Below are 13,592 nucleotides of genomic sequence, written 5' to 3' on the forward strand. Positions count from 1 at the left end.
GTGTTCCGCTGAATTGGAAAGGGCGGAACATTTGTTTCTGGCTGGTAGACTCTGGGGGGACTGAGGGAGTGCGTTCACACCATGACCCGAATGATGTTGATCCCTGCAAGCACCGCCAGCAACACGACCACCTTTTGGCGAAACCCCTCGGGTTTTGTGCGGGCGAAACCTTGGCTGCCGCACCACACGCCTGCACCGAGGATTGGAAAGGCGAGGGCCGCGGCAAATGCTGTTTCAACCGTGACCAACCCGTGTGACGACATCGCAGGCAGTGCCATCAGGTCGATCCCGGTGAGAAACACAATCATCGTCGCACGAAATGTCGCTGGGTTCATGGCTTGCGCCGATAGAAAGGCTGCGGTCGGCAGGCCGCCAACCCCGGCTGCATTGGCCGTGCCGGAAATCACGCCAACGCCTGTGTGACCCAAGGCCCCAATCGGGCGTTTCAGCTGCCATCCGCTAAGCAAAACCAAACTGAGCACCAAAATCAATCCGGACACCGCAAGCCGCGCCTGAACCGGATCAAGCCGGGCCATGATTGCCACCGCAGGGACGACCGCGATTGCCGCCCCAAGAAGCAACGCGACAGCTCTGCGCCAGTCCACATGGGCGCGGATGCCTCGGGCCTGAAAGGCGGTCATGACGATCTCGCAGATGAATACCATCGGGATCAACGGCAGTGGGTTTGTCACCAGCGAGGCGAACACAATGAAAATCGCCGAAAACCCAAAGCCCGAATACCCCCGGATCACGGCTGCAAAAAACAGGGCTCCGGCCAGAAACAGACCCTGCGCTGCGGTCAGCGCAAACGGCAGATCTGGTATCATTGCCAGCGTCACTACGCTTGCTCCTGTGGGCGCATGTCCTGCGCTGAGATACCGGCCACTTTGATCGGTTTTGTCATTGCATCGCGGCGGAAGGGTTCACCCAGTTCCTGATTGATCATCGCTTCAATAAGGGTGGTGATGCCGTTCTTCTGGTCCTCAATCGCCTGATGTAGGGCCGAGGTCAGCTCCTCCATTGTGTGTGCCACGACCCCTTTCAGGCCGCAAGCCTGCGCGATCCCGGCGTAAGAGACCTGAGTGTCCAGTTCGGTGCCCACAAAGTTGTCGTCGAACCAAAGCGTCGAGTTGCGCTTTTCCGCGCCCCATTGGTAGTTGCGAAAGACCACCTGCGTGATCGCGGGCCATTCCGCGCGGCCGATGGCGGTGAGCTCGTTCACAGCGATCCCAAAAGCGCCATCGCCGGCAAACCCGACCACAGGTGTATCTGGGCAGCCGATCTTTGCCCCCATGATGGCGGGCAACCCATAGCCGCAGGGGCCGAACAATCCCGGTGCGAGGTATTTCCGGCCTGACTCAAACGATGGATAAGCATTGCCGGTGGCACAGTTGTTGCCAATGTCCGAGGAGATAATCGCCTCTTTGGGCAGTGCGGATTGGATGGCGCGCCATGCCATGCGCGGACTCATCCAGTCGGGTTTGTCCGCGCGGGCGCGTTGGTTCCATGTGGTGCCGGGATCATCGTCCTCATGGTCCATGGACGCAAGCTGCTGCGCCCAGCGAGACTTGGTTTGCGCAATCTTGGCCTTGCGAGCTGCACGACCCGAATCCCCGGCTCTGTCAGAGAGTTGGCTGAGGAGACCTTTGGCGACCTTGGCTGCGTCGCCAATGATGCCGATGTTTATGGGTTTAGTGAGGCCAATACGATCAGGATTGATGTCGACCTGCACAATCTTGGCCTGCGTTGGCCAGTACTCCATGCCGTAGCTGGGCAAGGTAGAGAATGGGTTCAGCCGGGTGCCAAGACACAGCACCACATCGGCCTCCCTGATCAACTCCATCGCTGCCCTGGAGCCATTATACCCCAAAGGGCCCGCAAAGAGCGGATGCGAACCGGGAAAGGCGTCATTGTGCTGGTAACCCACACAGACGGGTGCATCGAGCCGTTCAGCCAGTTCAATCGAGGCCGCAATACCGCCCGTGGACAGGACCACACCCGCACCATTCAGGATCACCGGGTTCTTGGCATGTGACAGCAGATCAGCCGCATGTGTTATCGCTGTCTCGCCACCGGCAGGACGTTCAAATTCAAGGGTGGCGGGCAGGGTGATGTCGATCACCTCGGTCCACATATCACGGGGAATATTGAGTTGCGCAGGCGCAGAGGCGCGCTTGGCCTGGCTGATCACCCGGTTCAGCACCTCCGCGACGCGGGATGGGTCGCGCACCTCTTCCTGATAGGCTACCATGTCCTCGAACAGCTTCATCTGCTCGACTTCCTGAAATCCGCCTTGGCCAATGGTCTTGTTGGCGGCTTGTGGAGTGACGAGCAGCAGCGGGGTGTGGTTCCAATAGGCGGTTTTGACTGCGGTCACAAAATTGGTGATGCCGGGGCCGTTTTGCGCAATCATCATCGACATCTTGCCGGTGGCGCGCGTGTAGCCATCGGCCATCATACCGGCAGACCCTTCGTGTGCGCAGTCCCAGAAGGTGATGCCTGCCTTGGGAAAGAGATCTGAGATGGGCATCATGGCGGATCCGATGATCCCAAAAGCATGTTCGATGCCATGTATTTGCAGGGTTTTGACAAAGGCTTCTTCAGTGGTCATGCGCATGATGCGTTCTCCCAGAGACCGGACTTTGTTCTGGTGTAGGCGCGGTGCGCTGGGGGCGTTAGGGCCAGTTTTGCGGTGCAGTAGATCCAGTTCGCGCCTGAATGCGGCGTAAGGTCCTGGATGAGGGGCGCCCTCCCGCCCGTCCTCAATGTTTCTGCGAAACACATCGTCCCGTTGGGCCGGGCACCGCACCAAAGGTGCGGTGCCCGGCCCAACCCTGAGTGAAGCATCTATGATGCGTCCTGCGAAGGGGCGGGAGCCGCCCGCAAGCTACAGCAGACAGGGCCATAGTGGTGCCTGTGTCAGGCGCGATACGCGCGGATCGCATTGGCCACATGTGCGATACCCTGAGGAATGCGTTCAGATGCAATCGAGGAATAGCCGAGGCGGTAGAAGTTATGGCGCCGTGTGTCCTGCGCAAAAAAGGGCGCACCGGGCTCAATCAGCACACCCTTGTCGCGCAAACCCATCCCGATTTGCCCCATGTCGACGTGATCTGGGGCTTGCATCCACAAAGACGAGCCGCCGTAAAGGCTGCGATTGGTGGGGGTCAACTCTTCAGCCTCCACGGCTTTCTCCAGCACGGCGCGACGTTCCTGTAAAACCTTGGCGGTCCGCCGGATCTGGGCGTCGTAATGACCGAGTGACAGAAAATAGGCGACTGTGCGCTGGATGTGGCCGGGCGGGTGGCGCAGCACATTGGCGCGCAGCGCGCGCGCCTGTCGGATGAAGGGTTCCGAGCCCACCAGATAGCCGAGCCGCAGCCCCGGAAATAACGATTTGGAGAAGCTGCCGAGGTAGATCACGCGCCCGTCGCGATCAATGGATTTGAGCGCGGGTGAAGGTTGCGCGCGAAAGGACATTTCGAATTCATAGTCATCCTCGACGACAACGGCGTCGATGTCGCGGGCGCGGTCGAGCAGCGCTTTGCGCCGGGCCGTCGGCATTGTCACGGTTGTCGGGCTTTGATGGCTGGGGGTGGTGAAGACCACATCCGTATCCGGCGCAATCAGTTCGGGCGGCAGCCCGTCTTTGTCCACTTCGATCACATCAAGCGTGCAGCCCGTATGGCTGAGTTGGTCGCGCAGCGTGTAATAGCTTGGGTTTTCGATGGCTGCCTTGCGCCCCGGTTGCAACAATAGCTGCACCACGGTCCAGAGCGCGTTTTGCGCACCCAGCGTGATCAGGATTTCCTCCGGTCGTGCAATAACCCCTCGACGCGGCAGGGTGTTGCGGGCGATATATTCGATCAAAAGCGGGTCGTCTTGATCGTAGTAATCGCCAGTCATTGCGGCAAAGTCCTTTTGACCCAGCGCCCTGAGCGCGCAAAGCCGCCAATTGGCGTGATCAAACAAGGTTGCATCCGCTTGTCCGTAGATAAACGGGTAGCGGTAGCTGCGCCAGTCTCGGGGTTTGCGCGGACTGTCGCCGCCAGTAAAAACCTGCGTGATGGCGCGAGACCAATTGACAGTATCGTGGCTCTTTTCAGTTGGCGAGAACGATGGTGGCACAGGGGCCGTTTCCGACACGAAATACCCAGATCGGCCGCGCGCGGTCAGATAATCATTGGCCACCAGTTCGGTATAGGCAAGCGTCACTGTGATCCGGCTAACGCCGAGATGGTCGGCGAGTTTGCGCGAGGAAGGCAGCTTTTCACCTGTACGGAAGCGCCCCGACAGGATGCCAGCGGCGATCATCTCTTGGATCTGCGCCTGAAGCGTGCCCTGCGCATCTGCGTTGAGAAAGAAGGTTTCGACAGAAATAGCCATCGCAAGAGCCTATTCTGGACTTATCCGCGAGGCAATCTGGACTGTGCATACGGTTAGGTATTTTCCTAATCTCGTTTCTTGCTTTAGCGGCAAGAGGTTAGGGGAGAGGCGAATTCCAACTTGCCAGGCACACAATAAAACCACAAAACTAGTTATATAGAATCAACTGGGAGATCTGGCATGGATCCATCTGTCGCCGCGCAGGGCTTTGCTGCGATGGGATCTGAAGCACGCCTTGAGGTGTTGCGGGTCCTGGTGCGCGCGGGTGAGGCTGGCCTGAGTGTGGGCGAAATTCGCGACCGCACCGGGATTGCAGCCTCTACGCTGGCGCATCATCTGAAATTCCTGACCGCCGCCGATGTGGTGACGCAGGAGAAGCTCGGGCGCAGCACTATCTGTCGCGCTGATTTCAAACATCTTGAGCGCCTTGCGGGCTTTATCCTCAGCGAATGCTGTCAGGATGAAGGTCTCGGGCAGCTTGGAAAGGTCGCGAACGATGGCTGATACATCTCTTTCTCCTCGCCCGATGCGCGCCGCTTGGGGTTGGCTGCAAAGCCCATGGACGCTCGGAGCGCTGATCCTTCTTGTGGTGGCGCTTCTGGATGGTGCAAATTTCTGGCCGGTGCTGACATTTGCGGCTGCGGCGCTGTTGTCGACATCCAAGTACATTCTCTTTGCGGTGACGCTCTTGGCGTATCTGAAGGCCACAGGCGCGGAAGCACTGGTCGCCCGGGCCTTTGTGGGGCGCGAGACCCGGATGATCTTCTTTGCGGCCCTTCTGGGCGGGTTGGCTCCGTTCTGTTCCTGTGAGGTGATCCCGTTTATTGCCGGGCTTCTGGCGCTGGGTGCGCCATTGGCAGCGGTGATGGCGTTTTGGCTCTCTTCTCCGCTGATCGATCCGCCAACCCTGTTGATCACGGCAGCGGCTCTTGGTTGGCCCTTTGCCATCGCCAAAGCGATCAGCGCGGTCGCGCTGGGCCTCTTTGGTGGGTTCGTTGTGAAAGCGCTGCGCGGAAGCGAACTGTTTGCGCAACCCCTGAAGAACGAGCCTATCAAAAGCTGCTGTGGTTGCGGCACGCCCAAGGCCGAACAGCAACCCAACTGGCGGTTCTGGCAAGAGGCCGAGCGACGCGATACTTTCCGCAAACAGTTTGTGGAAAACGCTCTGTTCCTGCTGAAGTGGCTCGCCTTTGCCTATGTGCTGGAAGCGCTCCTGGTGACATATGTGCGCCCCGAGTGGATTGCTTCGCTGGTGGGGGGCGAAGGGGTAGTGCCAATCGCAACCGCCGCTTTGGTCGGGATGCCTGCGTACCTGAACTCCTATGTGGCACCTCCGCTTTTGGCCGGATTGATGAGCCAGGGGATGAGCGCTGGTGCGGCGCTGGCCTTTATGGTGGCAGGTGCGGTGAGCTCGATCCCGGCGATGGCAGCGGTCTGGTCGCTGGTCAAACCACGGGTCTTTGCCACCTATTTGGCGCTGGGTATTTCCGGAGCGATCCTGTCGGGCGTCGTGTTCCAGATGGTCTGAAAGCGAGCGCGGCGGGGGAGCTCCCGCCGACTCACGCCCCATGCTGACGCATGCGACATGAGTCGTTGGGCCGCGCGCCTTCGGCGCGGTTCTGCTGAGAAGGCTCTGAGGGGCAGGTGTGCCCGTCAGAGCCTATTTCGATTGTGTATAGAGGCGCGCGTCAAGGACAGGCCGCCCGATGGGCGGGGCCTTGCGGCCTCCTTGACCCGCACTCAGCGCGTGGACATATGGGCGAGATTTGCGCGCACCATGGGCCATTCTGCCGCGGTGATGGAATAGACGGCCGTGTCGCGAATTGTCCCATTGGGCAGGATGCTATGCGCCCGCAGGATACCGTCAAGTTTGGCGCCAAGGCGCTCGATCGCAGTGCGGCTTTGGCGGTTCAGGACATGGGTGCGAAACTCGACCGCGATGGCGTCTTTTGCCTCAAAGGCGTGGGTGAGCATAAGCTGTTTGATCTTGGTGTTGAGACCGGTGCGCTGCACCGATTTGCGATACCAAGTGGAGCCGATCTCGACGCGCCGATTGGTGTGGTCGACATTCATATAGGTGGTCATGCCTACCGCGCGTCCTGTCGCATCAAGGATGGCAAAGGGAACCATGCTGCCCGCGTCCTGAAGTGCGAGGCGACGGCTGATTTCCTGTTCAACTCTCTCCGGGGCAGGCACGGTTGTGTACCACAGGTGATGAAGAGCACCATCTGCGGCGGCATCCACCAGCTCCGGCGTGTGGTCATACGTGAGCGGCACAAGGCGCGCGCCCTCAGTTGAGAGGGAAATCGGGGTCATCCACATGAGAAGAGTCTTTCTGTCTTGGGTGGTCTGCCTCGTGGAATGAAAGAAAGGTGGCCCTGTGAGAAGAGCCACCTTTTGAAAATTACATCAGGCCAATTTCCAGTGTCAGCCGAAGACAGTCGTCAGCGCCTTATCTACCGCATCGGTGATCTTGTCGATGTCATCCGCTGTGGCAATCAGAGCGGGCGAGAAGCACAGCGTGTTGTTGCGACCGGGCACCGAGCGGTTGGTGACGCCGATGATCACGCCGTGCGTTCCGCATTCCGCCACGACTTTTTGTGCCAGTGCCTCGTCCACCGGCTCTTTGGTGTCACGGTCGGTGACGAGTTCTGCGCCAAGGAACAGGCCCTTGCCGCGCACATCGCCGATAACGGTGTGCTTTTCCTGCAAGGCCCGCAGGTTGGACATCATCCGCTCGCCCATCTTGGTGCAGTTCTCAAGGAGGTTTTCGTCCTCGATGATGCGCATGTTCTCCAGCGCTGCGGCGGGGCCTGCGGTGCAGCCGCCAAAGGTGGAGATGTCGCGGAAGTAGTTCATCTTGTCTGAGGCATCGTTCTTAAACAGATCAAAGACCTCTTCTGTTGTGACCATGCAGGCGATGGCGGCATAGCCGGAGGCGACGCCCTTGGCCATGGTCACGAAGTCGGGTTTGATGCCGTAGTGCTGATAGCCGAACCAATGGGTCCCGGTGCGCCCGATACCGCAGACCACCTCGTCGATGTGCAGGAGCACGTCGTATTGCTTGCAGATCTCCTGCACGCGCGGCCAGTAGCCTTCCGGGGCCTCAATGACGCCGCCGCCTGCGGTGACGGGTTCAAGGCAGAGCGCGCCAACCGTCTCGGGGCCTTCGCGCAGAATGACCTCTTCGATCAGATTGGCTGCAGCGATGCCGAAATCCTCGCCCGAGAGATGATCCAGACCCAGCTCGTGCTTGCGGTATTCCATGCAATGCGGCACCCGCACAAAATCAGGTGCAAAGGGGCCGTATTGTGCGTTGCGCTCGTCCTGACCGCCTGCGGACATCGCCGCCAGAGTGGAGCCATGGTAATCGCGGTCGCGATAGAGGATCTTGGTCTTCTTGCCGCCGTATTTCTTGTGCGCGATCTGGCGCACCATCTTGAACGCCTTCTCGTTGGCCTCAGAGCCAGAGTTGCAGTAGTAGACACGCGACATGCCGGGCATCTTCTCGATCAGCTTTTCGGCGTAAAGTGCGCCGGGCACCGAGCCTGCCGCCTGCGCGAAATAGCACATCTTTATCATCTGGTCGTAGACCGCCTTGCAGATGCTTTCGCGCCCATAGCCGACGTTTACGGTCCAGACCGCACCGGACACCGCGTCGAGCCATTCCTTGCCGTTCTGGTCCCAAACGCGCATGCCCTTGCCCTCGACGATGATGCGGGGATCGGAGGACTCAAACGGCTTGTGCTGGACCAGATGGTGCCAGACGTGCGCTTTGTCGGCCTCAATAACGTGGCTGAGATCGTTGTCGGTGAACGTGCCGTGCATGACATGTTCCTTTCATGGCTTATTCGAAGAATGAGGAAGAACGCCGAGGCGGCGCACTTTGTCAAAAATCAGCAAAGGACAATTCGAAGGCGGGGGATAGGTCCAGACGGACCCAATGCTTAAGGCCAGAACGATTTCAAAAAGAACATTTGTGCGTAAATGTTTCTATTGAGGACATATGTATCTGCGGGCAGGGTTTGCGTGACTTGGAAGGTCATGAGGCTCTGGTGCAGAATGTCGACGCGATCAGCAGCGCCGCCAAAGCTCATGTGGCAGATGAGGATCCAAAACGGTGACGGAATTCACACTAATGGTTGCGCCAAACGGCGCGCGGCGGGGCAAAGATGATCACCTCGCGCTGCCGCTGACCGCAGAAGAACTGGCCGCGACCGCCAAGGCATGCCACCAGTTGGGCGCGCAAGCTCTGCACATGCATGTCCGGGACGATGAGGGGGTGCATTCGCTTGATGCGGGACGCTACCGGGATGCGATTGCAGCGGTGACGGAATGCGCGCCTGCCATGAGCATTCAGATCACCACCGAGAGTGCAGGTCTTTTTGATGTCCCGGCGCAGCTCGCTTGTCTTGAGGCGCTGCGCCCGGCAGCGGCATCCGTCTCGGTGCGAGAGATGGCACGGGATGCGGCGCTGGCGGCACGGGCCTATGCGGTTTGCGCTGAAGCGGGCACACAAGTGCAACATATCCTTTATACGCCCGCTTGTGTGGCGCAGCTACAGGCGTGGTACGCAGATGGGACAGTGCCGCAAGAGATGCGCGATGTGATCCTTGTGTTGGGGCAATATGCCACCGGCCAGCCCGCAGCGCCTGCAATGCTACCTGAGTTTTTGGCGCTGATTGCACCACTTGCTCTCCGGTGGTCGCTTTGTGCCTTTGGGCCGCAGGAACATGTCTGCCTGCTTGCGGCGATCAAAGCCGGGGGACAGGTCCGGATTGGGTTTGAAAACAGCCTTGGCCCTGAAGATGGCGCGTCATGGGCCGACAACGCCGCGTCTGTCGCGGCCTTCCTGCAACAGGCCACCGCGCGTGGTCATATCCTTGCGCCACAAACGGATGTGCCGGGCGCCAACCTGCGAGAGCCGACATGAGCCATATTTTTCCCCGTCATACCAAATCCGATCTGCCCACCGCAGTGGCAGGAGATGGCTGCTATCTGATTGATGCCAAGGGCAAACGCTATTTCGACGGCTCCGGTGGGGCCGCGGTATCCTGCCTTGGTCACTCTGATGCCGCGGTGATCAAAGCTGTGCAGGAGCAGGTTGAAAAGCTCGCCTTTGCGCATACCGGGTTTATGACCTCAGAGCCGGCTGAGGCTCTGGCGGATCTGCTCATCTCGCACGCGCCGGGATCATTGGACCGGGTGTACTTTGTTTCTGGCGGCTCCGAGGCGACAGAGGCGGCAATTAAACTCGCGCGGCAGTATCATCTGGAACGAGGAGAGCCGCAGCGCCGCCATCTGATCGCGCGAAAGCAGAGCTATCACGGCAACACGCTTGGTGCGCTTGCGGCGGGCGGCAATGCGTGGCGGCGGCAGCAGTTTGACCCGCTCCTTATCGGTGTGTCGCATATCGCGCCTTGCTATGAATATGTGGACCGGGCAGAGGGCGAGAGCAGCTTTGAATACGGGCAGCGTGTCGCCAATGAGCTGGAGGCAGAAATCCTGCGTCTTGGTCCTGACACGGTGATGGCGTTTATGGCGGAACCGGTGGTTGGGGCGACCTTGGGTGCGGTGCCAGCGGTTGAGGGCTATTTCAAACGGATCCGCGAGATTTGTGACACCTATGGCGTGCTTTTGATCTTTGATGAGGTGATGTGCGGCATGGGGCGCACCGGGCATCTGTTCGCCTGCGATGCGGACGGTGTGGCACCTGATATCCTCTGCATCGCAAAGGGGCTCGGTGCCGGGTATCAACCTATCGGCGCCATGCTCTGCTCAAGCGAGATTTATGAGGCAATTGCACAAGGGACCGGGTTCTTCCAGCACGGGCATACATACCTCGGGCATCCGGTGGCGACAGCGGCGGGGCTTGCGGTGGTGCAGCAAATGCTGACGCGCAATCTGGTCGAACGTGCGGCTGAAATGGGCACGCAGTTGCACGCTGCTCTGATAGAGCGCTTCGGTCAGCATCCGCATGTGGGCGACATTCGGGGACGGGGCCTCTTTCGTGGGGTGGAGCTGGTTGAGGATCGCGAGACCAAGACACCTTTCGACCCCGCACATGGATTGGCGGCACGTATCAAACGGGCCGCGTTAGAGGCCGGGTTGATCTGTTATCCGATGTCCGGCACCCGCGATGGTCGCTATGGCGATCACATCCTGCTGGCCCCGCCGTTTATCGTGAATGATGACCAGATCGGTGAGATTTGTGACAAGCTGACCTTCGCAATAGAACAGGGCCTCGGCGCGATCTGACCGAGTGGTCGTCCGGTCTGTAGGGGTGGCGCGATTGTATCGGCAACACCGCCGCCCATTGCACTGCGCTTTTGGATGGTTTCAATATGCCTGCGACACATATGGACATCACGCGCTCCGGCGGAACTAAAGGACAGGGATCATGAGCCAGTACACACAAACGCCCGGCGCACAGCACAATCAGGTGCTTTGTGATCTGCGCAGCGATACGGTGACCCGCCCCGATGCAGGGATGCGCGCGGCCATGGCAGAGGCCGAAGTCGGTGACGATGTCTACGGTGAAGATCCAAGCCTCAATCGCCTTGAAGCCTCAATCGCAGAGCGTGCGGGCAAGGAGGCGGCCCTGTTTTTGCCGACGGGAACTCAAAGCAACCTCGTCGCCATGCTGGCCCATTGCGGACGCGGTGAAGAGGTGATCACCGGGCGCGATTATCACGTCTATAAATATGAGGCTGGCGGTGCCTCGGCGCTGGGTGGGATTATTCTTGATCCGCTGAAAGTCTCTGCGGATGGCGGGTTGGAACCTGCTGATATTACCGCTGCGGTTAAAGAAGATGACTCGCACCATCCGATTTCGCGGCTGTTGTCATTGGAAAACACCCATAACGGCAAGGCAGTGTCTCTCGCACGCCTTGATGCCTGTATCGTGCCTGCACGCGAGGCGGGATTGTCGGTGCATCTGGATGGGGCGCGGGTGTTTAATGCGGTGACAGAACTGGGATGTGATCTGGCCGAGATTGCCAAACGCTTTGACAGTGTTTCCATCTGCCTGTCCAAAGGGCTCGGGGCACCTGTGGGTTCTGTTCTGGTGGGGCCAAAGGACCTGATCGCGCGGGCGCGCCGTTTGCGCAAAATGGTGGGCGGTGGCATGCGTCAGGCCGGTGTACTGGCAGCGGCGGGGCTTTATGCGCTGGATCACAATGTGACCCGGCTTGCTGAGGATCATGCAAGGGCGGCCACGCTCGCTGAAACCCTGCGCGCATTGGGGGCAGGTGCCGTCGATCACAATACCAACATGGTCTTCTTCACCCCCGCCGATGGTGACAACGCGGCGCTGGGCGTGGCACTGGCCAAAGCGGGTGTGGTGCTCTCTGCCGGAGGCACCGGGGCCATCCGCATGGTGCTGCACAAAGACGTCACCAGCGAGGGGTTTGATGCGACCCTTGCCGCGCTCAAATCCTATTATAGCTAAGGTTTAGTACGAGGCGGGGGGCGCTCCCGCCCCCGATCCAAGCAGCAATAGCTGCTCTGCTCGGCGTTGGGCCCTGCGCCGCGCCACAGGCGCGGCGGGTCACGCCTGACGCTGAACGACGCGCCGCTGCCGCCAGCAGGGTCTCAGGCCCGTAGGTTCGCGTGGGCTTTTTTGAGATCCGCGCGCGCCTGAAGAAACGGTCCAGCACCGTAACTCAGCCTTGATGCGCCAAGTGCGGTGGCTGTATCGAGAGTGCGCAGATCTCCGATCATCATAAGGTTCACAGGGTCTGTGGCGCTTTCGACGATTTGCGCGATCAGATCGGGCGCCGTCAGCCCCGGTACAAAAAAGCAGTTGGCCCCGGCCTCTGCATAAGCGGCCTGGCGTTGGAGGGCGTCCGGGATCTTGCCCGGGTGTGTCGCGGGGGCGGTGCCCAAAAAGAGATCGGTGCGGGCGTTGATAAAGAGCGGAACGCCCTCCTCATCAGCGATCGCTCTGATGGTCCTGATCCGCTCCGCTTGGGTGGATATCGCATGCAGCCCCGCGCCATTGACCACCCGGTCCTCAAAATTGATCCCCACAGCCCCGGCGCGGATGATTTTGCGGGTGTTTTCGGCAAGCGCAGCAGGGGTGGTGGCATAGCCGCCTTCAAAATCCACAGAGACAGGGACTGCTACAGTGGCGCAGATACGCTCGACAATTCGCAGCACGAAATCCAGCGGGATGGATTCGCCATCCTCATACCCATGTGCTGCGGCCATCGCCCAGCTGCCGGTTGCAACCGCTGGCACGCCTTCGTCGACCAGCGCCTTGGCACCTGCTGCATCCCAGATGTTGTAGAGCACAAGCGGATCGCCCTTCCTGTGCAACTCCGCGAAACGGATGGCTTTCTCAGTTTGCGACATGGCGGTTTCCTTTTGTCTTTTGTTCTGCTGCGTGGGGCATTCCCATGTGGGAGCCTGCAGCCACTGGATCAGCCAACTGGATAGCACATGTAGAAAGCTGCGCCGCCGGAGAACGGGCGTTTATTCAAGGTTTTGGAGTATCGTGCGTTCCACGCCCAGCAGGCGCGCGCGGCTCCTCAAATGTAGGTTTGAGAGGGTTAAATCTCTTTGCGCGCCCGAAGGGCTGCAGAAATCGTGCCATCGTCGAGATAGTCCAACTCGCCCCCGATCGGCACGCCCTGCGCCAGCGATGTTAGCTTGACGCGACCCTCCAGCTGATCGGCGATGTAATGCGCGGTGGTCTGCCCGTCGATGGTGGCATTGAGCGCGAGGATCACCTCGTTCACGCCTTCCGTCGCCACACGGTCCACAAGTCGCGGAATGCGCAGATCTTCTGGCCCCACGGCATCCAGTGCGGACAGCGTGCCGCCCAGAACGTGATAGCGGCCCTTGAACACGCCCGCGCGCTCCATCGCCCAGAGATCAGCCACATCCTCGACCACACAGAGTTCGCCATTGGCGCGTGTCTCATCCGCGCACAGCGCACAGATGTCGCTGGTGCCCACATTGCCGCAGTTCAGGCATTCGCGCGCGGTCTCTGCCACGCGGCCCATGGCGTCGGCCAAGGGGGTCAGAACCAGCGCACGCTTGCGGATCAGGTGCAGTACAGCCCGGCGCGCGGAACGCGGACCAAGCCCCGGCAGCTTGGCCATCAATGCGATCAATGCCTCGATTTCACTGTTGTCCTGCGCCGCCATGGTGCTGTCCTGTTCTGCTTCTGTTCAACTAGGCCGCATCACACCCAGAAGTGC

General features: G+C 60.0%; 12 protein-coding genes. 5 read left to right on the forward strand and 7 right to left on the reverse strand.

The window, feature by feature from the left end; genetic code table 11:
- Positions 1-74: 74 nt before the first annotated feature.
- From UB90_RS03525 to pdxR, 3 genes are all read right to left on the reverse strand, one after another.
- Positions 75-839, reverse strand: a complete 765-nt coding sequence (locus UB90_RS03525) for a TSUP family transporter (RefSeq protein ID WP_081285512.1) — start codon at positions 837-839, stop codon at positions 75-77.
- The gene (xsc, locus tag UB90_RS03530; RefSeq protein WP_065326191.1) at positions 839-2,617 is read right to left on the reverse strand and encodes a sulfoacetaldehyde acetyltransferase; all 1,779 of its coding nucleotides are present in this window, start codon (positions 2,615-2,617) and stop codon (positions 839-841) included. Before xsc ends, UB90_RS03525 begins: the two co-directional genes overlap by 1 nt.
- 302 nt (positions 2,618-2,919) lie before the next feature.
- A complete protein-coding gene (gene pdxR / locus UB90_RS03535; protein ID WP_065326192.1) occupies positions 2,920-4,386 on the reverse strand; it encodes a MocR-like pyridoxine biosynthesis transcription factor PdxR in 1,467 nt (488 codons plus the stop codon).
- A 180-nt stretch (positions 4,387-4,566) separates the two neighbouring features.
- On the opposite strand from pdxR, the gene UB90_RS03540 reads away from it, so the two are divergent.
- Together UB90_RS03540 and UB90_RS03545 are read left to right on the forward strand one after the other, a co-directional pair.
- Positions 4,567-4,890 (forward strand): ArsR/SmtB family transcription factor, encoded by a 324-nt coding sequence (locus tag UB90_RS03540; protein ID WP_065326193.1) that lies wholly within the window; start codon positions 4,567-4,569, stop codon positions 4,888-4,890.
- Positions 4,883-5,914 (forward strand): permease, encoded by a 1,032-nt coding sequence (locus UB90_RS03545; RefSeq protein ID WP_065326194.1) that lies wholly within the window; start codon positions 4,883-4,885, stop codon positions 5,912-5,914. The genes UB90_RS03540 and UB90_RS03545 overlap by 8 nt, the downstream gene beginning before the upstream one ends.
- A gap of 212 nt (positions 5,915-6,126) precedes the next feature.
- Here UB90_RS03545 and UB90_RS03550 read toward each other — a convergent pair whose 3' ends face one another.
- Positions 6,127-6,708: a GNAT family N-acetyltransferase gene (locus UB90_RS03550; protein ID WP_009176025.1), complete on the reverse strand. Its 582-nt coding sequence runs from the start codon at positions 6,706-6,708 to the stop codon at positions 6,127-6,129.
- A 105-nt stretch (positions 6,709-6,813) separates the two neighbouring features.
- Positions 6,814-8,214 (reverse strand): aminotransferase family protein, encoded by a 1,401-nt coding sequence (locus UB90_RS03555; RefSeq protein WP_065326195.1) that lies wholly within the window; start codon positions 8,212-8,214, stop codon positions 6,814-6,816.
- A gap of 292 nt (positions 8,215-8,506) precedes the next feature.
- Between UB90_RS03555 and UB90_RS03560 the strand changes: the two genes are divergently transcribed.
- From UB90_RS03560 to ltaE, 3 genes are all read left to right on the forward strand, one after another.
- Positions 8,507-9,319 (forward strand): beta-keto acid cleavage family enzyme, encoded by an 813-nt coding sequence (locus tag UB90_RS03560; RefSeq protein WP_065326196.1) that lies wholly within the window; start codon positions 8,507-8,509, stop codon positions 9,317-9,319.
- Complete coding sequence (locus UB90_RS03565) at positions 9,316-10,644, forward strand: aspartate aminotransferase family protein (protein WP_065326197.1); 1,329 nt, start codon at positions 9,316-9,318, stop codon at positions 10,642-10,644. The genes UB90_RS03560 and UB90_RS03565 overlap by 4 nt, the downstream gene beginning before the upstream one ends.
- Before the next feature lie 142 nt (positions 10,645-10,786).
- A complete protein-coding gene (ltaE, locus tag UB90_RS03570) occupies positions 10,787-11,836 on the forward strand; it encodes a low-specificity L-threonine aldolase (protein ID WP_065326198.1) in 1,050 nt (349 codons plus the stop codon).
- A gap of 143 nt (positions 11,837-11,979) precedes the next feature.
- Here ltaE and UB90_RS03575 read toward each other — a convergent pair whose 3' ends face one another.
- Positions 11,980-12,741 (reverse strand): isocitrate lyase/PEP mutase family protein, encoded by a 762-nt coding sequence (locus tag UB90_RS03575; RefSeq protein ID WP_065326199.1) that lies wholly within the window; start codon positions 12,739-12,741, stop codon positions 11,980-11,982.
- Between the two features lie 197 nt (positions 12,742-12,938).
- Entirely contained in the window at positions 12,939-13,538 is a 600-nt protein-coding gene (gene recR, locus UB90_RS03580; protein WP_065326200.1) for a recombination mediator RecR, read from the reverse strand.
- Positions 13,539-13,592 lie beyond the last annotated feature (54 nt).

Source organism: Tritonibacter mobilis, assembly GCF_001681715.1.
In the GTDB taxonomy this organism is placed as follows: domain Bacteria; phylum Pseudomonadota; class Alphaproteobacteria; order Rhodobacterales; family Rhodobacteraceae; genus Epibacterium; species Epibacterium mobile.